22 protein-coding genes, 1 tRNA gene and 3 pseudogenes are annotated in these 21955 nt (G+C 49.4%); 11 read left to right on the forward strand and 15 right to left on the reverse strand.

The annotated features are described in order from the left end of the window. The first annotated feature begins 226 nt into the window (after positions 1 to 226). Positions 227 to 517, forward strand: coding sequence for a winged helix-turn-helix domain-containing protein (locus EX31_RS22810; RefSeq protein ID WP_013576539.1), 291 nt, complete (start codon positions 227 to 229; stop codon positions 515 to 517). 70 nt (positions 518 to 587) lie between these two features. Beyond that, positions 588 to 1178 carry a GDP-mannose pyrophosphatase NudK gene (nudK, locus tag EX31_RS22815; protein WP_037036943.1) on the forward strand — a complete coding sequence of 197 codons (591 nt, stop codon included), beginning with the start codon at positions 588 to 590 and terminating at the stop codon, positions 1176 to 1178. Positions 1179 to 1234: 56 nt separating this feature from the next. On the opposite strand, the gene EX31_RS22820 is transcribed toward nudK, so the two are convergent. Further along, entirely contained in the window at positions 1235 to 2410 is a 1176-nt protein-coding gene (locus EX31_RS22820) for a hypothetical protein (RefSeq protein ID WP_037036945.1), read from the reverse strand. A gap of 255 nt (positions 2411 to 2665) precedes the next feature. Here EX31_RS22820 and EX31_RS22825 point away from each other — a divergent pair, with 255 nt between their 5' ends. Next, complete coding sequence (locus EX31_RS22825) at positions 2666 to 3733, forward strand: DUF1176 domain-containing protein (protein ID WP_037036947.1); 1068 nt, start codon at positions 2666 to 2668, stop codon at positions 3731 to 3733. Positions 3734 to 3832: 99 nt separating this feature from the next. On the opposite strand, the gene ybcJ is transcribed toward EX31_RS22825, so the two are convergent. Both ybcJ and folD read right to left on the reverse strand, forming a co-directional pair. Then, the gene (ybcJ, locus tag EX31_RS22830; RefSeq protein WP_013576535.1) at positions 3833 to 4051 is read right to left on the reverse strand and encodes a ribosome-associated protein YbcJ; all 219 of its coding nucleotides are present in this window, start codon (positions 4049 to 4051) and stop codon (positions 3833 to 3835) included. A gap of 32 nt (positions 4052 to 4083) precedes the next feature. Beyond that, positions 4084 to 4956 carry a bifunctional methylenetetrahydrofolate dehydrogenase/methenyltetrahydrofolate cyclohydrolase FolD gene (gene folD, locus EX31_RS22835; RefSeq protein WP_013576534.1) on the reverse strand — a complete coding sequence of 291 codons (873 nt, stop codon included), beginning with the start codon at positions 4954 to 4956 and terminating at the stop codon, positions 4084 to 4086. A gap of 185 nt (positions 4957 to 5141) precedes the next feature. Here folD and EX31_RS22840 point away from each other — a divergent pair, with 185 nt between their 5' ends. Further along, complete coding sequence (locus tag EX31_RS22840) at positions 5142 to 6053, forward strand: L-lactate dehydrogenase (RefSeq protein ID WP_037036949.1); 912 nt, start codon at positions 5142 to 5144, stop codon at positions 6051 to 6053. Between the two features lie 146 nt (positions 6054 to 6199). Further along, positions 6200 to 6276 (forward strand) — tRNA-Arg (locus EX31_RS22845). 102 nt (positions 6277 to 6378) lie between these two features. Here EX31_RS22845 and EX31_RS22850 read toward each other — a convergent pair. From EX31_RS22850 to EX31_RS22905, 12 genes and pseudogenes are all read right to left on the reverse strand, one after another. Then, entirely contained in the window at positions 6379 to 7230 is an 852-nt protein-coding gene (locus EX31_RS22850; RefSeq protein ID WP_037036951.1) for a DUF4942 domain-containing protein, read from the reverse strand. Positions 7231 to 7403: 173 nt separating this feature from the next. Next, positions 7404 to 7778 carry a TA system toxin CbtA family protein gene (locus EX31_RS22855; RefSeq protein WP_037036953.1) on the reverse strand — a complete coding sequence of 125 codons (375 nt, stop codon included), beginning with the start codon at positions 7776 to 7778 and terminating at the stop codon, positions 7404 to 7406. A 54-nt stretch (positions 7779 to 7832) separates the two neighbouring features. Beyond that, entirely contained in the window at positions 7833 to 8201 is a 369-nt protein-coding gene (locus EX31_RS22860) for a type IV toxin-antitoxin system YeeU family antitoxin (protein WP_037036955.1), read from the reverse strand. A gap of 31 nt (positions 8202 to 8232) precedes the next feature. After that, a complete protein-coding gene (locus tag EX31_RS22865; RefSeq protein WP_037036957.1) occupies positions 8233 to 8454 on the reverse strand; it encodes a DUF987 domain-containing protein in 222 nt (73 codons plus the stop codon). A gap of 9 nt (positions 8455 to 8463) precedes the next feature. Next, positions 8464 to 8937 carry a RadC family protein gene (gene radC / locus EX31_RS22870; protein WP_037036959.1) on the reverse strand — a complete coding sequence of 158 codons (474 nt, stop codon included), beginning with the start codon at positions 8935 to 8937 and terminating at the stop codon, positions 8464 to 8466. Positions 8938 to 8946: 9 nt separating this feature from the next. Continuing rightward, positions 8947 to 9422 (reverse strand): annotated as a pseudogene (locus EX31_RS22875) (antirestriction protein). A gap of 106 nt (positions 9423 to 9528) precedes the next feature. After that, positions 9529 to 9642 (reverse strand): annotated as a pseudogene (locus EX31_RS22880) (DUF945 domain-containing protein); the annotation flags it as partial. A gap of 111 nt (positions 9643 to 9753) precedes the next feature. Continuing rightward, a complete protein-coding gene (locus tag EX31_RS22885) occupies positions 9754 to 10164 on the reverse strand; it encodes an IrmA family protein (RefSeq protein ID WP_156106995.1) in 411 nt (136 codons plus the stop codon). A gap of 25 nt (positions 10165 to 10189) precedes the next feature. Further along, positions 10190 to 10651 (reverse strand): YfjS/YafY family lipoprotein, encoded by a 462-nt coding sequence (locus EX31_RS22890; protein WP_037036964.1) that lies wholly within the window; start codon positions 10649 to 10651, stop codon positions 10190 to 10192. 31 nt (positions 10652 to 10682) lie between these two features. Next, the gene (locus tag EX31_RS22895) at positions 10683 to 11315 is read right to left on the reverse strand and encodes a hypothetical protein (protein WP_037036967.1); all 633 of its coding nucleotides are present in this window, start codon (positions 11313 to 11315) and stop codon (positions 10683 to 10685) included. A 5-nt stretch (positions 11316 to 11320) separates the two neighbouring features. Beyond that, positions 11321 to 12026: pseudogene (locus tag EX31_RS22900) on the reverse strand (WYL domain-containing protein). A gap of 212 nt (positions 12027 to 12238) precedes the next feature. Next, positions 12239 to 13114 carry a GTPase family protein gene (locus EX31_RS22905; RefSeq protein ID WP_037036968.1) on the reverse strand — a complete coding sequence of 292 codons (876 nt, stop codon included), beginning with the start codon at positions 13112 to 13114 and terminating at the stop codon, positions 12239 to 12241. A 466-nt stretch (positions 13115 to 13580) separates the two neighbouring features. Between EX31_RS22905 and EX31_RS22910 the strand changes: the two genes are divergently transcribed. The 6 genes from EX31_RS22910 (at position 13581) to qatD (ending at position 21870) form a co-directional block, all read left to right on the forward strand. Next, positions 13581 to 15332 (forward strand): ATP-dependent nuclease, encoded by a 1752-nt coding sequence (locus EX31_RS22910; RefSeq protein WP_037036971.1) that lies wholly within the window; start codon positions 13581 to 13583, stop codon positions 15330 to 15332. Then, a complete protein-coding gene (locus EX31_RS22915) occupies positions 15329 to 17104 on the forward strand; it encodes an ATP-dependent helicase (RefSeq protein WP_037036972.1) in 1776 nt (591 codons plus the stop codon). Before EX31_RS22910 ends, EX31_RS22915 begins: the two co-directional genes overlap by 4 nt. A gap of 62 nt (positions 17105 to 17166) precedes the next feature. Further along, positions 17167 to 19044: a KAP family P-loop NTPase fold protein gene (locus EX31_RS22920; RefSeq protein WP_037036976.1), complete on the forward strand. Its 1878-nt coding sequence runs from the start codon at positions 17167 to 17169 to the stop codon at positions 19042 to 19044. After that, positions 19044 to 19853, forward strand: a complete 810-nt coding sequence (locus EX31_RS26485; protein ID WP_037036978.1) for a hypothetical protein — start codon at positions 19044 to 19046, stop codon at positions 19851 to 19853. The genes EX31_RS22920 and EX31_RS26485 overlap by 1 nt, the downstream gene beginning before the upstream one ends. Further along, complete coding sequence (gene qatC, locus EX31_RS22930; protein ID WP_037036980.1) at positions 19850 to 21115, forward strand: Qat anti-phage system QueC-like protein QatC; 1266 nt, start codon at positions 19850 to 19852, stop codon at positions 21113 to 21115. The genes EX31_RS26485 and qatC overlap by 4 nt, the downstream gene beginning before the upstream one ends. After that, positions 21112 to 21870: a Qat anti-phage system TatD family nuclease QatD gene (gene qatD, locus EX31_RS22935; protein WP_037036983.1), complete on the forward strand. Its 759-nt coding sequence runs from the start codon at positions 21112 to 21114 to the stop codon at positions 21868 to 21870. The genes qatC and qatD overlap by 4 nt, the downstream gene beginning before the upstream one ends. The last annotated feature ends 85 nt before the right edge of the window (positions 21871 to 21955 follow it).

A 21955-nucleotide genomic window follows, 5' to 3' on the forward strand; every position in this document is an offset into this window, starting at 1 on the left:
GGCGGAACCGTCCCGACGGGACTGAGCAAGTGTTAGAGTGGAGTTCTACGTCAATGCACTTTACCTTCTCATGTCGCATAAAACGTGGAGAAATAAAGGAGATAATGTAAAAAAAACCTCCCTGTACACAGGGTTATGCCGCAGACAGATTTGCTGATACCGTCTACGCTTTGACAGCCTGCTTTTTTATGACACGCATTCGTATGTCCACACTGGAGCCGTTCAGATGAGTTTGATGTTAAATTCGGTTTTCGCCCGTCGTCTCTACCTTTGCTGGTTGCTGGACTCTGAACAAAAACCGAACGTACCAAAACTGATGGAAATCACCGGCTGGCCGCGCCGCACCTTGCAGGACGTACTGAAAGCGCTACCGGGTATGGGTGTCGAACTGGAATTTGTGCAGCAGGGTGTGCGCAATAATGACGGTTATTATCAGCTTTCAGGCTGGGGGCCGCTGGATGCGAAGTGGATTGAACGCCATCGGGAACAACTGCTTAATGCAATTGAGCACGGCTGAATCTGGCGTGCTCGATGTAATGCCGCTATGATGTCTGGCTTCTCTCACCCTCTGAGCGGAGGCACGCTTTATGTCATCTGATGGCAAGTCATCCCGGATCGAAAACGTTCAAAACCAGTTACTCTCTGATAACTGGTATGTTCTTCGCAAATACACCTACGATTTAATCAAACGTAATGGCGAACGCCAGCCGCAATCCCGTGAAGTATATGACCGGGGGAACGGCGCGACTATTCTGCTTTATAACCGTCCTAAAAAAACCGTTCTGCTGATCAGACAGTTCCGTATGCCGACCTACGTCAATGGCAACCCGACCGGTATGTTGCTGGAAACCTGCGCCGGTTTGCTCGACAACGATTCGCCGGAAGATTGCATCCGTAAAGAAGCCATTGAAGAAACCGGTTTTGCAGTGGGCAAGGTAGATAAACTGTTTGAAGCCTATATGTCGCCGGGCAGCGTGACCGAAATCGTGCATTTTTTCGCGGCAGAATACGATGAGTCGCAGCGTCAGAACGCCGGTGGCGGCGTGGAAGACGAGGACATTGATGTGTTGGAGGTGCCGTTTACCGAGGCGCTGGCGATGATCAAAGATGGCCGCATCAGAGATGGCAAAACCATTATGTTGCTGCAATATGCGCAGATTCAGGGCTGGCTGGCGTAAAGATGACCGGCGAAAATGCATCTGAGGCAAAGGCACCCGCGGGTGCCTTTGTTATTTCAGTGTTCCAGGTTTATTGCGGTGCTGCCCGCGTGGCCTTTCATGGCAGACCATGGCAGAACGGACCATTCCGGGCCTTCGCATGAACGCATGACACGGGCAAACGTCGGATCAAAATACAGCCCTTTTTGCGTGAAATACCAGGCCGGGAATTGCCATACAGACGGGTCTGAATAATCACAATCGTCTTCGCTTTCTTCCGTCGGCTTTTTCATCTGTTGCGGATAAGCCGCGGTCAGTTGTTTCACCAGCCACGGCGCCCATTTCTTATCGCGGTACTGCGCGAAGGTATCGAAATCCACATCGTTTTTACCCGTAAGGGCGCGCTCTTCAGCATTCAGATAGTGGAACGGTGCGCCATCGCCCACCCAAATCACATCTTCCAGCGTCAGCGTTTCTGCGGTTTTGGCGTTCAGGTTGATCGGCGCTTCGCCGAAATCAGGATGCGCACCGCCGCAGTCATAAGAGGTAAATACGCTGATGCTGACCACATCGGGACTCATGAACTTCGGCGTCACCGTTTGCTGATATTCCCCCTGACCAAAACGGCTTGCCCCGAGCATACAGGCATGCCAGCCGCTGACTTCCTGCCATAAACGGGCGCGCAGCTTCTGGTTAATGGCCGGTAAACTAGCTTCCGGATAACCGGAGACAATCTCAAAGAAACTGATTTTTGATTGCGGTTCCGTCCACCATTGCAGCTGATAGCCCATGAAGTTTTCGTTTTTGCCCGCTTTCAGTTGCAGCGCGGATAAACGCAAATACTCGTACGGATCGGTGTGGATCAGCGAACTGAGATAGCCGTCGTCCGTGGCGGCTGCCGGTAACTGCGCGGGTTGCAGCTTAACCGGCAGTGTTTTGCCCTGCGGGTTGGTCCAGTTGCCTTGCCAGTCACCGTTTTCATCTTTGGTCAGCGTCAGTTCAGGGCGTGGTGTATCGTCGAAATCATCCAGACCTTCCTGTAATTTCAGTTCCTGACCATCCAGCGCTCCGTTGAGCGGCAGATCCAGACGGTATTTTTGGTAGAAATACCGTCCGGTCACTTCGTCAGGTTTATTTAAATCGAGTTCGACGACAATGCTGGTTTTACCCAGTGTGCCGGCGTACACCACCGGAGGCTCTTCAGCCAGCGCCGGCAGTGATAACAGCGTTATCATCAAAATCAATAACTTCATCCGTATCTCCCAGAGAAATGATCTTCATCCTTTTCGCCATTATTGTTTGTTTTTGGCTCAGCCAGTGTACTGAAAGTTTCCCTGCGTCACCATTGCGGCTTCTCGTATGTCATGAAAAATTATTGTCTGCCGCAAACCTTGCGGGTGGAGTATCCCTTTATAATTTCGGGTAAAAAATGCTGCATTGAAGGCAGTCTCCTGGCGAGGGTTACGCTATTATCAGAAAGATAATTTCGAACAGAGCTGAAACTTATAATGTGCAGATGGATAACCGCCCCTTTATGCCTGCTGGCCACCATGCTGGCTTTTAGCGCCCAGGCTGAGCCGTTGCAGGCTATTTATAACGACTGGCAGGTCAGCTGTGACAACCTGAATCACTGCGTCGCGCGTAATTCGCAGGACGGGCAGGAACTGGTGATGAAAATCACCCGCGAAGCCGGGCCGGAAGGGAAATCCTCCGTCAGCATTGATTACCAGCGTAACAGTGATGAGCAGACGACGGATGCGCCGGTTGCCAGCCGCTTGCAGATGAACGGTAAGACACTGAGTTTTAATCACCGTGAATGGGATGTCAGTAAAAAACATCTTTCCACCACTAACCGTCTGGTGGTGAATGATTTTATTGCCGCGATCCGCGAAGGCAGCAGTATTCAGCTGGCAGTGAAAGCTGACCCGGCGCAGCCCGTTAAACCGGAAGTTTCACTGAAAGGGATCAAAGCCGCGTTGCTGGCCATTGATGCGCAGCAGGGGCGCGTTGGCACCAAAACGGCCTGGATTAATCGTGGTGCGAAACCGGCGAATACCGTGCCGCCTATTCCGGCCACGCCGGTTCTGCCGCGTTTCAGTGAACCGCATGCATTATCCGAAACTGAGATTTCGGCCATCACGCAGAACGCCGCCGCCACCATTGAGAATAATGATTGCAGCCTCGACCCTTCCGAACGGGAAGTGCATATTTTCGCGCTGAGCAACGATAAAGCCCTGATGACTGTCAACTGCGACATGGGCGCGTATAACCTGTATGCGCTGGGCTTCCTGGTTTCGCGTCAGGCGCCTTATAAAATGGACAATCTGGCGCTGAATATGCCGTTCAAACTGGGCGAAGATGATGATTCGCCGGAACTGATCAACGCTGATTTCGACCCGAAAACCGGTATGCTCTCGACTTACGATAAAGGGCGCGGCATCGGTGATTGTGGCGTGTCTTCACGCTGGGTGTTTGATGGTAAACAGTTCCGGCTGGCGGCATTTGCCTCTGAACCCAGTTGTGACGGTTACAGCAGCGGTGGCGAATGGCCGGTGTTATGGGTGACGCAGCAGTAATTTGCCTTCGGCCTGTCACTCTGCCGATAAATAAAAAAATGCCCTGTGAGCTTTCGCTTGCAGGGCATTTTCTTTTGTCGTGCAACGCTACCGGAAAGATTATTCGGACGCTTTCACCACGACTTTGTTGCTGGCGAACTCGACGTTCATATCAGCAACGATTTTGCAGCGCTTACGGGTTTCGACTTTACCGTTGACCTTAACCTGGCCTTCGGCAATCACTGCTTTCGCAGTACCGCCGCTGTCACACCAGCCCATAAATTTGAGCAGATCGCACAGTTCAACGTGCGGGTGTTTTTCGAGAAAGAAAGTTTCCATGTATTCCTGACTTTTTGTGTAGTGCAAATGGTTTAAGACTTACTGGCGCTGACGTCATGATATTCCTCGCACGCCTGCAAGGTATTCTGAATCAGCGTCGCGACCGTCATCGGGCCAACACCGCCCGGCACCGGTGTGATAAAGGAAGCACGCTCGGCGGCGGCATCATATTCCACATCGCCGACAACTTTACCACTTTCCAGACGGTTAATACCGACATCAATGACAATCGCGCCCGGTTTAATCCATTCGCCGGGAATAAAGCCCGGTTTACCCACAGCGACAACCACCAGATCGGCATTCTCAACATGATGGCGCAGATTTTTGGTGAAACGGTGGGTGACGGTGGTGGTGCAACCGGCCAGCAGTAATTCCATGCTCATCGGACGGCCCACAATGTTGGATGCGCCAATCACCACGGCGTTCAGGCCGAAGGTTTCAATACCGTAACGTTCTAACAGCGTCACAATGCCACGCGGCGTACAAGGGCGCAGCGTCGGCGCGCGCTGGCACAGACGGCCGACGTTATAAGGATGGAAGCCATCGACGTCTTTATCCGGATGAATACGTTCCAGCACTTTGATGTTATCGATACCGGCTGGCAGCGGAAGCTGAACCAGGATGCCGTCGATTTCGCTGTCGTTATTCAGTTTTTCGATCAGGTCCAGCAACTCACCTTCAGTGGTGGTGGCTGGCAGATCGTAAGAGCGGGAGATGAACCCGACTTCTTCACAAGAACGGCGTTTGCTGGCGACATAAATCTGTGACGCCGGATTTTCACCGACCAGCACCACGGCCAGACCGGGCGCACGCTTTCCTTCAGCCAGTCGTTGTTGAACACGCGCTGCAACTTCGCTTCTGACTTGCTGCGCAATCGTTTTACCGTCAATAATCTTTGCTGCCATCAGGGAATAAATCCATTAATTAATAAATGCAGGGGGATGCGCCTATTTTGTCAGAAGCCGCGGGCGCTGTCAGGCGTTGAATGCGAATAACTTGTTATCTGTGGATGAGAATTTAACCTGCGACAGTGGCGAAAAAAGTGTCTATTTTAGGTATGGCTCTTTTTAAATCATAAGGAAAGAAACAAATGACACGCAAAGTGGGGATCATCGGTGCCGGTCATGTGGGCGCTGACGTTGCATTCTCTCTGGTCACGCAGGGGCTGTGTGACGTGATTGTCTTGCTGGATGAAAACGAACCTAAAGCGGCCAGTCAGGCGCTGGAGTTGCGGGATATGGCGTCGCTGACGACCTCACGCGTGCAGGTTATCGCCAACGACTACAGCGAACTGCATGATGCCGATGTGCTGGTCATCGCCGTCGGCCCGAAAACCTTGCTGCGTGAAGATCGTCTGGAAGAACTCGCTGAGACCCGTGCCGCCGTGCGTGAAGTGATCCCGCGCGTGATTGCCAGCGGCTTTGGCGGCGTGATCGTCAATATCACCAATCCGTGTGATGTCATTACTCAGATTATTCAGCAGACCAGTGGATTCCCTGACGCACAGGTGTTCGGCACCGGCACCTCGCTCGATACCGCGCGCATGAAACGCGTGGTCGGCGAGTTCTTCGGTTTCGATCCGAAAAGCGTCACCGGCTACGTGATGGGCGAACACGGCGAATCACAGTTTGTGGCCTGGAGCACCGTGACACTTGGCGGCTGTCCGGTGGCAGAACTGGCAGGCGACCGTGACGTCGACTGGGCAACAATGAACGACGCTGTGCGTGGCGGTGGCTGGAAAATCCTGCAAGGCAAGGGCTGGACCAGTTTCGGCATCGCTACTGCAACAGCGCGGCTGGTGGATGCCATTTTGTCCGACGCCCGCAGTGTCTGGCCGGTGTCTGCCCTCGATGAACAACTGGGCGTCTATATCGGCCAGCCAGCGGTGATTGGTAAAAAAGGTATCGTACAAACATTACGACCGGAACTGACGGCTTACGAAGGTGTAGCCTATCACGCGTCTGCCCGCGTGATTGCTGCCGCGCTGAAATCCGAAAAATAGCCGATACTGATCACATAACGTTGCAAGACAGTCCGGGAATATCTGCAAATTGTTCAGGCATTAAGCAGTGAGTTCGAAAGCCATTGACTCATCCCGGTCTGCCCGTATAATCCGAACCCGCAACGCTCCCGAAAGGGACAAGCAATGCGCCCTTAGCTCAGTTGGATAGAGCAACGGCCTTCTAAGCCGTAGGTCACAGGTTCGAGCCCTGTAGGGCGTACCATTTCAAATCAATGAGTTACGGAAACTCTTTCACTAAAAACCACACATCCAAAAAGTTTATGTAACGGCTGGTGTAAGTAAAATTTCTCCACGCAAATCAACGTTATCTTGAACTAGCCAGCATCCCCGGATAGTGCTTTGCCACAATATCATTCATCTTTTCTGTCAGGTCGATCCGTTTAAAAGTGATGTGCGCTGTGCCTTTCTGAAAGTAGCGTATCGAAAAATACTCATCGTCGAAGATCTCTGATGCGCTTTTATGGTTAATGTGCTCACTCAGTCTGACCGTCACATCGTTACGATTTTCCGGAATAGGTTTTCCATCCAGCAGAAACAACATGCGTTCCAGATCAGTCAGTTGATCCCTTCGCCATCCCCAGTTGAGCTTAAAGCCCCAGCGGTAGTGATCCACCAGGTTATTTACAATAATCTTTTTGCCGAACTGGCAAGGCGAGTTCGTTTTGTAATCCCATGATAATCCCTTAAACACGTTGATAATCCCCCGCTCAAACACATCCGCTTTACTGTGATGCAATTGCTCAAAGGTACTGAGGATATTGGCTTCGCTGATCTCAGGAATATCGTCACCCTCAAGGTTTTTGTCCCACTGGTCACGTGCCTGAGCGTCCATCAGGGCCAGCATTCCTGATTTTTGCATCAGGTCACGCCAGATGCTGCGATCAAGATTACGGGTTATCGTACTCATCGCGGTTTTCACATTTTCCATGAGCCAGCAGCCGCAGCGGAAGTCCTGACGCATTGCCCAGTCACGGGCGCTTTTGCCTCCAATACTGCTGGTTAGTATTGAAATCGAATCAAGTTGCTGGATGAGTTCTTCAATCTGTAACAGTGCCGCATTGCGGCCTGTCACGATATGTTCAATGCTGGTGGAGCTGATGATTTCGGTATGACCAGTTATTACGTCGGGGTCGTTATTGGCTTGTATCTCAGACATGGATTATTTCCTTTATATCAATACAAAACGCCAGCCGAATGAGGGCTGGCGCTTATGCAGGTTATGTGTTTTGAGTGAAGATATCGTTGCTCGCGTTGTCGATTTCCGCCTGCAAGAAGACAGCTGTATCTGGACGAGTCTGGATTTTCCGTCAGGTTAAGAATGAGCGCGAACTACCAGTCGAAGGTGGTAAAGCCGGGGAGAATGTCACTAACTACTTTATAACCACGACGCTTCATCAGACCGGTGGCTTGCCTGGCGCGGAGAATATCGATTGGGGTGATAAACGGTGACTGCTCCATTATGGTAAAACCAGGCTGGTCAGTGCGCACCAGTTCATACTTCTCCACCAGAAAGTTCACCGCATCGCTGAGGGAGATCCCAGCGTCGATATGCTCGCGAATGGTGGTTTCATTGCTGAATGGAGTATCACTGAGCGTCAGACCATAGTGTTGTTCGAGCAGATGCGTCAGCAGTTTTTCCCATATTTCAACAGGTGACAGGCAGGACGAAGCCGCCCGTTGCGGGGTTAAAGGTAAAGTTTGCATAAGCTGGATTCTCTTCAGATTAACGGTGTTGTGCAGTAAGTACGACGAAGAAGATCACACAGGTGATTCCGGGCTTGCCGGGTAAATAGTGATATAGACATACCCGTGAGAGCCGAGGGTGTCGGCTTCGCAGGTCAGGCCATTGTGGTTCAACGTAACGCACTGCTGACGGCGAGGATTGAGCTCACCTGAGCGCAGCCTGAGTTCAAGCTCTTTGAGCATCAGCGGAAATGCCTGGTCGAGCCGCAGCGCGTCATCCTCACTGAATGTACCGTTAAAGCCCGCACGGTCAGCCAGAAAATGCAGGCGATTGCCTTCCTGCACCAGACGCGCACCAAAGCCGGGCGTAACTTTGCGATTCAATCCCCATTGCAGGCACGGATTTTCCTCCGGTGGTATACCGGCTGAGGCGACAGATTTCATTGAAGTATTCCTTTATAACGAAGAGGGAGTGTTAATTGAGCGTGACGCTACGCAGAATGACATACGGGCCGTTGCGGTCCTGACGGCACTCAGCAAATATCGCCAGCACACCAGTAATGTCCTGTACTTCGCGACCAGCGTAATGGCAGATGCTTCCGCTCCATTTATATTTACTGGTGCAAAAGCGAAAGAGTCGGGAACCCGAATGCTGGCGGTAGATCGTCATAGCCTGGCGCTTACTGATGATTTTCATGGCGTTTCCTCACAACCATCCTCGTTCGGCAAATGACACCACATCGCTGCCTCCTGTCACGAGATGGTCGAGCAACCGCACTTCCACCAGGGCCAGCGCCTCCGCTATTCGCTTTGTTACAGCCCGGTCGGCCTGACTGATGTCGGTGGTCCCGGACGGATGGTTATGGGCAATAATGACAGCCGCCGCGTTGTGACGCAGAGCCGACTTTACCACCTCGCGGGCGTGGACTTCGGTGTGGCTCAGCGTACCGGTAAACAACGTTTCCCGTTCAATCAGGCAGTGCTGGTTATCAAGATACATCACGATAAACACCTCCCGTTCAAGGTTCGCCATCTGCAGCTGCAACCAGGTTTTGGTAAAGATCGTGGAGGTGAATGCTTCCCCCGGCTGGCGCTGGTATTTCTCCAGCAAACGCAGGGCGCGGCGGATGATACGTTGCCCGTTAAGCGGAAAGCACGGAGATAAGGCGAGATCAGACATACATACTCCTCAGTCGATTATCGACATAATGGCGCGGCACTCACTGTGCTGCAGAGCATAATCCCGCAGGCGATAATAATGCTCTGTCATCGCATCGCATCGCACTCCGTGCGACAGGCATGGTGGCTGTATTCCAGCAGACAAGCGGCGATACCGGCAGCTTGCGCACTGAGTTCAGCGCCGTTACCGTTCATCTGGTTATACAACGCCCATTTTTCACCATCATCATCTTCAGGTGCCATAAATGCGCCGCCGTTGCTGAGGGTATAAAACTGCCAGATGCCGCCGCCGTAATCGACACACAGGCGGTCAAGCCCGGCAAAGATACGCGGCTCCAGCAAAATCCACTGTGGGATAGCGCCGAAGTGCTGCGGCCAGAAACGGAGGCGTTGTTCATCGGGTACAACAGTGGCAGCCAGCGCTACAGGGTTGTTATCAGTCGCCAGAGTGAAAACATCGGATGAGCGGTCGGTTTCGGTATTCATAATGGTTATCTCCGGATAATAAAAAGCCAGCCGGTAAGGGCTGGCGGGAAAGTGAATGTCTGAGTGAAACCGGTTATGGCTTACAGATACCGTAACGGGCGATATAGTGGTTATCTTCGCTGAAGACACTCGGCACATAGTGCGCCAGTTCTTCACGGGTGAGTGTCCGGTCACGGCGAATGAGATTGACCGCCCCAAAGCGGCTGGCTAAACGAGTCATAGGTGATCCCTTATTGGACGATTAAAAACAAAAAGGCCATGCTTCCCGAAGGAGGCATGGCCTGATGTATGGCAGAGGAATTGTGTTAAAGCGGATGTAAGGCCGACCGGTTTACGATGCTTTATTCCCGACAACCGAAACCGACAGTGGCTGGTAATACTGAGAGTCAAAAACAGACAGCGGCAGGTCAGACTGATAGCCGTTGCGTTCTTCAGTCGCCTTTATGATTTCAACGGCACTGACGTTTTCAACGCATTCATGCTCCAGAAAAGCCTCCTGAGTACGGGTTGCATCACTGTTGCCGAACGGGGCAACGTCCATAGTACCTGTCGCCAGCGTGTTACCCGCTTTGTCTTTCAGTCGCAGCGAAACAGCCAATCGGCCAAAACCCACACCACTACCGCCGTTATCCAGGCGGAACTGATACACACAGATGTTACCGGGAGTCCACACCGTATCGGTGTTGCGGATGCTGATATAGCGCTGTTCATCTGCGTAAGCGGATGACGGGTGGCACAGCATTAAACCGGCAATGGCAGGTAAGGTTTTAACAAATCGGCTGACGAGTGGCATGATTTTGCTGTAAGTAGGTTTTGCCCATCCCCTTGCCATCGTGAGAATAAACAACGTACTTTTCACCGGTATAACTGTCGGTTTCTTCGCGAAAGCTCAGGGGGATATTGCTCGCAAGACACAGGGATGCCATCAGCGGCTGAACCGTCTTTTCCCGCATATCGACCAGATAGTAATAATTCCCTGCTTTGCATCCTTCCGGCGATTTGCGGGTTTTAATAACCTTGTATTGTTCCGCCCCGAAAGCGTCTTTCTTCACCCACTGATTAGCAATATCTTTCTGGGTTGACACCATGTCGCTAAAGCGGGGAGCCGTCAGGTCTTTAAACCCGCTGATGGCATTTACTTCGGCATCATCTTTGTTGTCGCAGCCTGAGAGCAGCGCAGACAGCCCCAGAATCAATGCCGCTGTAACCTTCTGATAATCCTTGCTCATATTGAACTCCTTCATTCCAAAGAACGTCGTCTCAACAGTTACCGGTGCGGCGACATAATTCTGCCAGGCTCTGCTGTGCCACCCATTGCTGGAGTTTTTGGTCTTCTTCCGAGCGTTTAGCAGCCAAAACGGCCTGCTGCTGTTTATTCACACAGTTATCCGGCATGACCATAACTACCTGTGGGCTGAATTGCTGCCTGATTTTAGCCAGCTCGTTTTCCACATTATCGACGCGAGGATAGCCATAGAGAACATTCTGCTCGGCCTCGTCTCTTGCCCAGAATTTGTTATCAATAATGGCGAAATAACATCCATTTCCGTTATTCTCTCCTTGGTAGACCGTTTCAATATCGTTGTAATTACCGCTAAGTGGATTCAGTTTTAGTTGGCGAATGGTGTGGGTTTTCTTGTCGGCCAGGAAAATGGCACCGCCGCCACGGACACGTAGCAGAAACTGTTTCGTCCACGGGTAGTTATCAATCACGCTGGCTTGATAGAGCATGTTGTGCAGCTTATTGTCATCTATACCATCGGCGGATTTCCAGCCGTCAGCCTGCATGTATTGCCAGGCTTTGACTGTGCCGACAGTGTTTCCAGCGTCAGCCGGAAACACAACACCAAAGCAAAAACTGGCGGCCAGCACTGTAGTGGTAAGCAATTTCATTGTGATTATTCCTTCTGAGGTATAAGCCCGCCGTCAGTTGCGACAAGCAATGAATGGAAAAAGCGAAAGTGGGGTAAAGCCTGAAGAAAATCCGGGTGAGAGAGGATGTCGCGCATCGCTATATCTGGAACGAAGCTGCCGTTGTGGAGCGTGACCGCCCGAATATCAGTCAGGGTAAAAACGGCAATCCGGGCCTGATGCTCACCCGTCAGATACCATTCTCCCTCACGCAGAACCAAGCGATAGGGAGCAAGGTCTGTGCAACGACAGCCGCTTCCCAGTAGCGTCACCTTCCGGTGTTCCGATACCGCGCTCACCAGTCGTGTGAACACGCCCAAGTCTGGGAATGACACTTGGGCCACTCCCTGCCAGATAAGGCAGGGAGACTCACCAGGACCGCTCAACAGTGAAGCGACCAGATGGTTATCCATACCAGGAAACAGTGCTTCAACGCCCGACTGGCGGGCAAATGTCATCACAGCCAGCTCTCTCTGGCGGCCGCCGGACAACAAGCGACACTGACCCTTGCGATACTCTAGATCCAGATACATCAGCCGTTCCCGAAAGTCCCGGCGCAGGGTACGAACCGACACGCCAAATTCAGTTGCCAACGTTCGTTCGCAAATCTAGCGTTTCGCCCGCCACCAGACGGCTGATAATTAACGACAGCCTGACGGCAAGCCGGTCATGACGGCGTTCAGCCTGAGTCATGAGACAGGTTCTCCAGTGAGATAATTAGCTGAAAATAAAACAGTTATTTTAACGAGGGGCAGGGACAGGGAATGGACACAAGAAGACGTATTTTTTACTGTTGCCGAAATCAACTGTGGCGGGGCTTAGAGAGAAAACATACCAAATTCGATAGCTTATAAAACGTCATAACGGACAGGGTATGTCCCGAAGATAACGGCAGGTGCCCCAGCTCAGAAGAAAATCCAGTCCCAAACGGCACGGGCAACGGATACCACGGCCTCGCGGACGGTACGAATGACCGCTTTTAGTGGCGCGGGAATAAATGATGCCGCTTCAGCAGAATCAAACACCTCTCCCACCGCATCGCCAAAGCCCTCACGCGCCTGCTTTTTTACCGGTTCACTGCATAACCTCCCGTGCAATTGTGTCGCCAATGGGCTGGTGGCACGGTCAGGCAGGCAATGCATCATGGTTTCGACCATTGACGGTAGATTCCATTCTGTTCTCGCTGAGACAGCGCACACCGGATGGTGTGGTGAAAATAACTGACGAATGGAGTTCAGCCTTGCTTCAATATTTACCACCTGGTGCGGTGATGGTGCATTGCTGGTGGCGTTCCATTCATGACATGGCTCGATTTTGTCAGCCTGGGTAACGACAAACAGCACCCGTTGTTGGTAGTCAGTCATCACACGCCGGTAGAAACGTTCATCGATGGAGAAAGCACGATCATCGGCTTTGATAACCCACAGGATTAAATCGAGCTCAGGGAGGATACGGCGATACAGAGATTCATATTCGCTGTCCCGCTGTTCACTCTCACCTACACCGGGTAGGTCAACCAATATCAGGCTATGCTCACCACTGCTCAGCTGCAATCGCAGTACGTCACGGGTGCAGGCTTGGACATCACTGACGGGCGTGACATCACCCTGGAAAAGCGCATTGCAGAGCGACGATTTTCCTACACCGGTTTTGCCCATAATGCCGATGACCGGTTCGTAGTGAGTGAGCTTTTGAATATGCTCAAGAATATGTTTGCCAATGGCATGGGGAAGCGACGCCAGCGTCTTTTCGATGGCCTGCAGACCTTGTGATTTTTTCATGAAACGACCTCAGACAGAAAAACAAATCCCCCGAACCATGAAGGCTTCGGGGGTGATTCACTGAGATAATATCTATCTGAGATTATTTTAATTAGAAGTGTTTTGGCCGATTTATAAAATGTAACTTCAATATGATTGATACAGAATCACATTTTGAGCCGGACATGGCTATTAGATTGGATCTAAATCATTTTTGTTTGGCAATAGTGAAAAAATGATGTCTCTGGCACATTGCCATAAGGAAGGTGTTGATACTATTGTAATTGTGGAGTAATTAATCAGTAATTATCGCTTCGCTTCATTCTAACAAATTCGTCGAATTCTGCGTATCCGGTACAAACTAAACAGTTAATGGCCGTTAACCATTGGTTGGACAGGACTATCGATATATTAAAGTATTTTGGATGCAGCCCTCCACGAGGACTTATCAGGGTAAATTATATGATTTTGTAATATAAGGATATTTATGTATTTAGGTAAGCTAAAAATTTTGCGGTTTCGGTCTTGTGATGATGTGACTGTTAGTCTCCGCCCAGATTTAACTGTATTGGTTGGTGAAAATAATGGTGGAAAATCCAATGTCGTAGACGCAATCAGATTGCTTACTCTGCCGTTGAGTGGACGCCGCGAACGATATCCAGAGGATGAGGATGTACGACGCTATTCGACCGTCCCAAGTTTTCAAATCGAAGGGGCTTTCCAAGGTCTAAGCGATACCCTCAAAGGTCTATTGATATCTGCAGTTCCCGATCCTACCAAGAGCGAGGCTACCTTCGGCTATCGATATGAATCGCGTTCTGAACATGCTCCCCGTGGTAAGACTACCGTGTGGGCTGGACGTTTCGACACTAATGGACCAGAGCTTGGTTCTTCTGAGTTGATTCGACACGTTTATCTCCCTCCTTTGAGGGACGCACATCAGGTGCTTGGTACTAGCAGTGGCGCTCGAGTGATGGCATTGCTGCGTAATTTCTTGCCAAAAGAGCAGGAACAGGATTTCCTCGCTGGTGTCAGGCGTGCGGATAATCGGCCTGAGATCTTAACTACAATCAATACGGATATCAGTACTGCTCTCGGACTACTCACTAATGGAGTACGTCCGCAGATAGCGGCATTGGATTTTGGTAGCGAAACCTTACTCGATGTAGCTCGTGATTTGAGATTTCGTATGGCCGATACAGGTTTGATACCCGAAGATATTCGGTCCTCTGGTCTGGGGTACTCAAATCTACTCTACATGGCCACTGTTGTTGTAGAGCTGACTAAGGCTAAAGAGGCAGACCTCACGATTTTCCTTGTTGAAGAACCTGAAGCGCATTTGCATCCGCAATTACAGGTACTTGTGCTTGAGTTCCTCTTGGATCAAGCGCGCCAATCAGCATCACGTATCGTAGAGCCAGGAAAGCCTGAAGGCCGCATCCAAATTGTTGTGACAACCCATTCCCCCAACCTGACCGCATGGGTTTCTCCACGTCACCTAGTGGTCATGCGTTCGCGGCATCGTGAACAAGATGGAATAGCCATCTCAGAATCAGTGAGTGTGCCCATTGCCGAAATAGGGCTAAAGCCAAAGACATTAGATAAAATTAGCCGATATCTTGACGTGACTCGTTCCGCTTTGCTGTTTGGTAACAGAGCTATATTGGTGGAAGGAATCGCGGAAGCACTATTGTTGCCCGTGCTAGCACAAAAGCTTGTGCTAGCCGATGATTTAGATGGGTGGCTTAGGTTCAAGGGGGCTGTAATTGTGCCTATTGAAGGTGTGGACTTCCGTCCATATGTAGAGGTGCTGCTACGGCCATATGGTGATGCACGCATTGCTGATAGGCTGATAGTGATCACTGATGCGGACCCAACCGTGTTGGGAAATAGGAAAGTTGATCTGGAAAATCTGGCTGCAACGCATGGAGCTCCAGATGCTCTGATCGTGCTGACCAATCAGCACACATTGGAGCACGAAATTTTTGGCGCTGGAAATGAAAGTTTCCTGAAAAGCGTGTTTCTTCGTTTGCATCGTAATTCACGTAGAGACTGGGAAACTCAGATAGAGGGCATTCCAGAACAAGATCGTCCCAATGCATTTCTTAAATTAATTGAGGCGAAAAAAACTCGTAAAGGCGATTTGGCACAAGCGATGGCTTCGCGCATTGAGGCGGGTGAACCATTTATTGTTCCGCCTTATCTCATTGATGCAATTCGTGGAGCTTCACGTATATGACTGGCATCCACAATCTAACCCCAGAGCAAGAGACATTTGCTTCTCACATTGGCGGAGCCTTCGTTAATGCTTGTCCTGGAGCCGGAAAAACGCGCACTATCATTGCTCGGCTAGCGAGGATCGCCGCTAAGTTGCCTTCTCGTCAGGGCATAGCGATACTTTCATTCACAAACTCCGCAGTAGACGAGTTCCGCGAACGATGCCTGGCTGCTGGGCTCGATACGCTTTTGAAGTATCCTAGTTTCATGGGAACACTTGATGCTTTCGTCAGGCATTTCGCTGTACTGCCAAGTTGCGCGGTATCGAGCCAAACTCGGCCAATTATTCTAGATAGTTGGGATACGCTTGGTGTAGAAATTCGTTTATCAGGTCAATTTGCCTTTCGAGGTGAACCGGTAAGCCTGGATTTGTTTGATCCAGAAACCAATATTATTGATCCTGATAGGATCGGACATGCGGGTTTGCAAAATCATGTACGTCAACATCAGATTCGATATCAACAAGCTGCAGCAAATCGGCGACGATCTTTGTTACAAGCTGGCTATATGAGTGCAGGGGACGCACGTGCTCAAACATTGCGGTTGATTAGAGATAATGTAATTGGTGAGTCACTTGCTCGCGCATTGGCGGCACGTTTTCAAGAAGTTATGGTTGATGAAGGGCAAGATTGCAATCCACTCGATCTGCAAATACTGACATGGCTCAGAGCACATGGGGTAAATATTACGTTCGTTTGTGATCCTGACCAAGCAATCTACGAATTTCGTAATGGCAATCCTCAAGGGATACAGATATTTAAGGATACATACCCTATTGCATCGCATAAGGGGTTGACGGGGAATTTTCGTAGTAGTCCCGCAATTTGCCAGTTAGCAGCCACTCTAAGGCGAGATGGTCAGGTTGATCGGTCGCTTGGTGAAAGTGCGAATGTTGACTATCCAATTTTACTTCTAACCTACGGTGGCCGGGGCCCAACGGAAATTATTGGTCAGGCATTCCTTGGACGGATTACGGAACTGGGACTGGACTCAACCAATGCGATTATTTTGGCTCATTCAAGCAAAGTTGCGTTGCGGGCATCTGGCGTCACTTCCAGCAATTCAACCGGAAACTCGCGAATTGAGTCGCTGGCTCGTAAAGTGTCAGAGTTCTGGTCACCTGCCGCAACCCCAAGAACGAAGGAGAATGTAGTCCAGTCAGTCGAAATATTGTTGCTGGATTTAATGGGGGGGCGCCAACCAAATGAGCATCTGATTAAAGCCATCGAACGTCTTGGAATGGACCGGCGTGCCCATCGGAGATGCGCCCTAAGTTTTCTCATTAACCTTCCAAAAACGTGCAGAGATTCCGATGAAGAGCGGCTTGCCTGGATAGCCTATGTTCATGCGGAAATGGAGAAGCTGCATCTGCCACTCCCTGCTGGCGTAAGCGTACGTCGTTTCTTCCGACAGCCTACGAATGCGCAATGGTCAAAGCATCTTCAAGTGCCCACTGCTCTCGGTTTCGCATGTGGCAACATACATGAAGTGAAAGGTCGTGAGTATGATGCAGTATGCGTGGTAGTCCCGCCGAATCGAGCCCCTGAAAACAGAATTGAAGCACTCTTCGAGTCATGGGAAGCGCGAGTGGATGCTGAGGCAAAGCGCGTACTCTACGTTGGCCTCACCCGTGCTCGTACTTTTGTTGCTCTTGCGATACCAAACGCCTTTGCTGGGCGCTGCGTTGATCTGCTGGCCACAGGCCAAGTGCCCTACACAAGAGTGGATTTGTGAACCAGAAACCAACAGTTTTCATATCCTATTGATATAAATAAATTTTAAATGGATTTTTCACTATGTGGCATGATAACGAGACAACTGTCGATTATTTGAATTTTGGTGTTGTTGCTGATGCATGTGCAAGCCTGCTGAAGCAGGCTAATGGGGAACCTATTTCTATAGGAGTCTCAGGTGGCTGGGGAGCAGGTAAATCGTCTCTGGTGAAAATGATTGCATCACGCCTAGAGAGCTCTTCAGTTGAAGAGTCGTTGGTGGAAGAGAGAAATCAAGAAAAGCATTCCTTTGTCGTACTCACTTTCAATCCATGGCTATACCAAGATTTTGAGTCCGCCAGAAGTGCATTGTTACAAATAGTGGGGGACGAGATTGTTCGGCTTACAGATGAAAATAAGACTATCACCGACAAAGTATCTGAACTGTGGCGAAGGATAAATCTTCTCCGGGTCGCTCAATTAAGTGGCGAAGCTGCATTGACTTTAACTACTGGCATTCCTATCGGTTCTCTTGGAAAAACCGTTTGTAAATTGGCTGGTTGGTTTACGTCGGATGACAAATCGAGCAATGAATCATCAGATACAGATAGTCTCGAGCTAAGCACTAGCGGTCTTCTAAAACCGAGTGAGCCATTCTCGATGCCAGCCCATATTCAGGCATTCAGGGATACTTTAGAGAGTATTCTCGAAGAGTTGAAAATTACGTTAGTAATATTTGTGGATGATTTAGACAGATGTTTGCCACAAACAGCAATTTCAACACTTGAATCAATTCGTTTATTACTATTTATTCGCCGTAGCGCTTTCGTTATTGCTGCAGATAATGATTTCATAAAAGCTGCAGTGAAGGTTCACTTTGATGGCGCGGGAATTACGGGAGATGTTGCAACTAACTATTTCGATAAATTAATACAGGTTCCACTCCATGTTCCTCGCCTTGGTTTGAATGAGGCGAAAGCGTATCTGGTGCTTTTGCTGCTTGAGCGAGAGACCAACGCAGGCCATTTCAGTAAGGAAAGATTCAATCATGCTCTTAGCGTTATCCCTGAGAAGCTGCGTAATAGTTGGAAAGGTGAAACGATCAATCAAGAGTTTTTATATGAACTGGTAGAGCATGTTAATGCACTCAAAAGTTTAATGGATTTAGCCCAGGGTCTTGCGGCTCTTCTTCATAGTTCTTTAGCAGTAAACGCCAATCCCCGGCTAATGAAAAGATTTTTAAATACTGTTTATTTACGTGATGCTCTTTCTGCGCCTCAGGGAATAACGTTAGATATAGCCGCACTGGCAAAATGGCATCTCCTTGAAAGGTGCGACGAAAGCCTTGCTGAGGAACTTGCTAGTCGTGTTCATTCGGATAATGACGGTAGGGTACAAGTTTTGGCGGATGCTGAAGCTGCTGCAGCGGGTCAGAGTAGTTTACCTGAGCCTTTCAAGAATACGCCATTTACTCAGCAATGGCTCCAACTCCTGCCAGCTTTGGGAACCGAGGATCTACGCCCGCTTCTCCACCTCAGTCGTGACTCTGGAACTCGTGACTTCGGTGATGACAATATGACTCCTGATTCTAGAAAATTGAGAGACGCACTGAAAGTTGCAACTAATGGTCATGAATCCTTAGTTGAACTTATGAGTAAAATAGGACCTTCACAGACAGAGTTGGCGATGACTAAGGCCTGGCAGAGTAATAGTGCCTCACGTACCTGGAAGAGTAGCAAAGAAATTGTAATGCTGATTGAGTGCTGCAAGGTTTACACGGAAATTGGAAATAAAGCAGTCAGCTTGTTGGATCAGGCCCCTCTGAAACTTATTGGCCCGGGTTTAATCCCAACTCTGGGTGCTCAGCCATGGGCACAGCAACTTTTAGAACGATGGAAAGATCTTAACGAATTACCAAAAACGACTAGGAATGCAATTGTGAACCTTGGGAGGAGGCGCTAATGGGAACATCAACTTCTAGTGGGGGAGGCCGCGCAGGTTCACCGTTTGATCCTGAATGGTTAAAACCTGAAAGTGACTCTACAACAGGTGGAGGAGATACGCCTGATTCACCATCGGAGGAGAACGGTGGAAATGTAATTCCTGATGGTGCAATAGCACCAGAACGACGGTTTGGACCTGCTCGTTCGCTACTTGGGGGATATCTGCAAAATGGCAGCCACGATAATTTACGTGGTGCGACAAAAAGCATGGTCTCCAAAGGAATGGGGGGCGCGCGACGAGCTGCTGCTACTATGCGAGGTGTTGCCAGTGGTGTCGGTAGTCTTGGTGAGTTCCTGACGTCTGTTAGGGATGGAAACGACCAGCGAGTGATTGATTGGCTTACTCACGTTCGTCAAGAGAATCTTTCGGCAACAGATCTTACTCTTGAAATTTTGAAAGAGGTTATTCCTGGGACAGGAAGCGTTGATGACGAATCGCTCCGTAATGCTGGCGCGGAGGCTATGGCGCAACTCTATGAACTTTATCCGGACGTGGACATATTTAATCTCACGGATGCGCAAATAGCTGAAGTCATGGGATTGACCATTGCGAATGAGATTTGTAATCGAATAGATCTCCAGCTTGGACAGACTTACGAAAAATTAAAATATGATCCTTTATTAATTCAGGAACGGCGTTCTGATATTCGCGAGTGGGTCGGTGCTGAGGTTAGAGTGGTATTGGAAAAACAAACTACAAAAAATACAGAACCGAAAAGCTTGGCTCAGTCTATTCTCTTCTCTGCCTTAGAGGTATTTTCAGAATGATTAAAGTTATGTGTGCTAAAGCAGAACTGATTCCAGCGCAGGTTCCTGCTGATGAGCGAGTATTCTCCTATTTTAAAGGCGCTAAGCGTGCAGGTGTTGGTACAATTGCGAATCGATGGCATGGTGCATTAAAACGGGGTGGGTTTCGACCTTCAATAGATATTTGGGATTTTGTACAGTTTTGCCTCGCGGTATGTAGCGCGGATCTATCAAGCCCTAGAAGAACAAGTGCAGATGGCTGGACCCGGAATATTCAGCTTACGGTTGGATTGTGCAATCCAGATAAGTGGCTACCGCTAAAATTCGATCTTGAAGATATGCTAAAAGTTCTAACTGGTGATTATTGGTTATTAAATTTCAGTAATGCAGGCATGGAACCTCCTCAAGGAGATGGCGCTTTTCTCACTAATGATTGCGTATCTTTATTATCCGGAGGGCTGGATAGTCTAATAGGTGGAATTGATTTGGTGGTTAAGGGTCGAAAACCACTATTTGTTTCTCAACTCGCACATAAAGATTCTGAGCGACAGAGGGCATACGCATCCATGCTGATGGGAAATGGTTCACATTATCAATGGAGTCATGGCATCAGTTTCAAAGGGTCGCGCGAGCCTTCGACACGTGGTCGCTCATTAGCTTTTTATGCATTTGCATTACTTGCCTCAACGAAAATAAACTTACCAAAACCAACAATATTTATTCCCGAAAATGGGGTGATCTCCATAAACCCTCCTTTGGTTCCGGGGCGCGTATCCAGTTTGAGTACTCGTACAACTCACCCAATGTTTATCGATATGTTGCAAAGAGTTCTGGATAATTTGGGCATCCATGTGCAGCTTGAGTTACCGTACCGTTTCAAAACTAAGGGCGAAATGATGCGGGAATGCCTTGACCAAGATCTTTTGCAAAAATGGGCTGCTGATTCTACGAGTTGTGGCCGTTTTCGAACCTATAACCGTCAGCACTGTGGACGTTGTGTTCCTTGCTTGATCCGTCGGGCAGCATTCCTTGCATGGAAACCTGAGGGGGATACTACGTCTTACCGCTTTGAATCTGTTGTAGGCAGTGACAAGTCTAGTGCGCCAGATGATCCTATGGCTGTAGCACTTGCCATCCTTGATGTAAGGAAGAGAGGGCTTGACAGATTTCTTGGTGGTTCGTTGGTTTTTTCACCGATTAAAGAGCGACCGATGTATCGTAGAGTTTTGCTGCAAGGTATAAAAGAGCTAGAAACTGTACTCGTTCAGGATAAATTGCTTTGATTGATTTTCACTGTCACGTTGATTTGTATCCCGAGGCTAGAAATGTTTATGCCGGTGCGATTAAGCGTAATATTTTCACTTGGTTAGTTACTACGAGCCCAAAGGCTTTTCAGGCTACAAGTCATGTTTTAGAAAAGCATGAATCTGTAATGATCAGTCCTGGACTTCATCCTGAAATTGTCGCTGATCGTTTCCAGGAATTGGAAATGCTTCTCGAGTTGATTCAAAACGTAGCGGCTGTAGGTGAGGTTGGGTTGGATGGTTCAAAACGATACACCACCAGTTACGCGATGCAGCTTCGAGTGTTTTCCGAGGTGGTTAGGAAGTGCCACGATGTTGGGGGACGAGCAATGAGCATCCACTCAAGACAGGCCGTTCCGGATGTGCTAGCAACGCTAAAAGCGTTCCCCTCTCACGGAGTTCCTATTTTACATTGGTTCACTGGAACTATTACGGAATTGAGGAATGCTTCAGCACAAGGATGCTGGTTCAGTATTGGTCCCGCAGCTTTCAACTCTGCCGCAGGGAAAGCTCTTGCTACTAAGCTTCCTAAAGACAGGGTTGTGCCAGAGAGCGACGGGCCATTTGCTCAATTTAACAATCGAACTGTGATGCCATGGGATTTCAATATTACAGTTCGATTGCTGGGCGAGGCGTGGTCAATGCCTGAAAATGATGTAAAGCTACAATTGTTAAACAATACGAAAACGTTGCTTGGACAGATGGGGAACGAGCGAATAGCTCTCAACTTTTAAACGAGATGGTATTCAATTGCCACAGGTTTAACAGATATTTCCGAATCGGATGGTGGAACTCTCGATTCGTATGCCGTTTGTTGAC

Origin of the sequence: Rahnella sp. WP5, from assembly GCF_000745615.1 — a bacterium.
Classification (GTDB): domain Bacteria; phylum Pseudomonadota; class Gammaproteobacteria; order Enterobacterales; family Enterobacteriaceae; genus Rahnella; species Rahnella aceris.

Bases quoted from the DNA above. Each gene is read 5' to 3' on its own strand.
- EX31_RS22865 (WP_037036957.1), bottom strand. From the start codon at position 8,454: ATGAAAATCATCAGTAAGCGCCAGGCTATGACGATCTACCGCCAGCAT.
- nudK (WP_037036943.1), top strand. From the start codon at position 588: ATGTCATCTGATGGCAAGTCATCCCGGATCGAAAACGTTCAAAACCAG.
- EX31_RS22890 (WP_037036964.1), bottom strand. From the start codon at position 10,651: ATGAGCAAGGATTATCAGAAGGTTACAGCGGCATTGATTCTGGGGCTG.
- EX31_RS22810 (WP_013576539.1), top strand. From the start codon at position 227: ATGAGTTTGATGTTAAATTCGGTTTTCGCCCGTCGTCTCTACCTTTGC.
- EX31_RS22915 (WP_037036972.1), top strand. From the start codon at position 15,329: ATGACTGGCATCCACAATCTAACCCCAGAGCAAGAGACATTTGCTTCT.
- radC (WP_037036959.1), bottom strand. From the start codon at position 8,937: ATGTCTGATCTCGCCTTATCTCCGTGCTTTCCGCTTAACGGGCAACGT.
- qatC (WP_037036980.1), top strand. From the start codon at position 19,850: ATGATTAAAGTTATGTGTGCTAAAGCAGAACTGATTCCAGCGCAGGTT.
- EX31_RS22885 (WP_156106995.1), bottom strand. From the start codon at position 10,164: ATGCTGTGCCACCCGTCATCCGCTTACGCAGATGAACAGCGCTATATC.
- ybcJ (WP_013576535.1), bottom strand. From the start codon at position 4,051: ATGGAAACTTTCTTTCTCGAAAAACACCCGCACGTTGAACTGTGCGAT.
- EX31_RS22820 (WP_037036945.1), bottom strand. From the start codon at position 2,410: ATGAAGTTATTGATTTTGATGATAACGCTGTTATCACTGCCGGCGCTG.
- EX31_RS22855 (WP_037036953.1), bottom strand. From the start codon at position 7,778: ATGCAAACTTTACCTTTAACCCCGCAACGGGCGGCTTCGTCCTGCCTG.
- EX31_RS22850 (WP_037036951.1), bottom strand. From the start codon at position 7,230: ATGTCTGAGATACAAGCCAATAACGACCCCGACGTAATAACTGGTCAT.
- EX31_RS22840 (WP_037036949.1), top strand. From the start codon at position 5,142: ATGACACGCAAAGTGGGGATCATCGGTGCCGGTCATGTGGGCGCTGAC.
- EX31_RS22825 (WP_037036947.1), top strand. From the start codon at position 2,666: ATGTGCAGATGGATAACCGCCCCTTTATGCCTGCTGGCCACCATGCTG.
- EX31_RS22895 (WP_037036967.1), bottom strand. From the start codon at position 11,315: ATGAAATTGCTTACCACTACAGTGCTGGCCGCCAGTTTTTGCTTTGGT.
- EX31_RS22905 (WP_037036968.1), bottom strand. From the start codon at position 13,114: ATGAAAAAATCACAAGGTCTGCAGGCCATCGAAAAGACGCTGGCGTCG.
- EX31_RS22920 (WP_037036976.1), top strand. From the start codon at position 17,167: ATGTGGCATGATAACGAGACAACTGTCGATTATTTGAATTTTGGTGTT.
- folD (WP_013576534.1), bottom strand. From the start codon at position 4,956: ATGGCAGCAAAGATTATTGACGGTAAAACGATTGCGCAGCAAGTCAGA.
- EX31_RS26485 (WP_037036978.1), top strand. From the start codon at position 19,044: ATGGGAACATCAACTTCTAGTGGGGGAGGCCGCGCAGGTTCACCGTTT.
- EX31_RS22910 (WP_037036971.1), top strand. From the start codon at position 13,581: ATGTATTTAGGTAAGCTAAAAATTTTGCGGTTTCGGTCTTGTGATGAT.
- EX31_RS22860 (WP_037036955.1), bottom strand. From the start codon at position 8,201: ATGAAATCTGTCGCCTCAGCCGGTATACCACCGGAGGAAAATCCGTGC.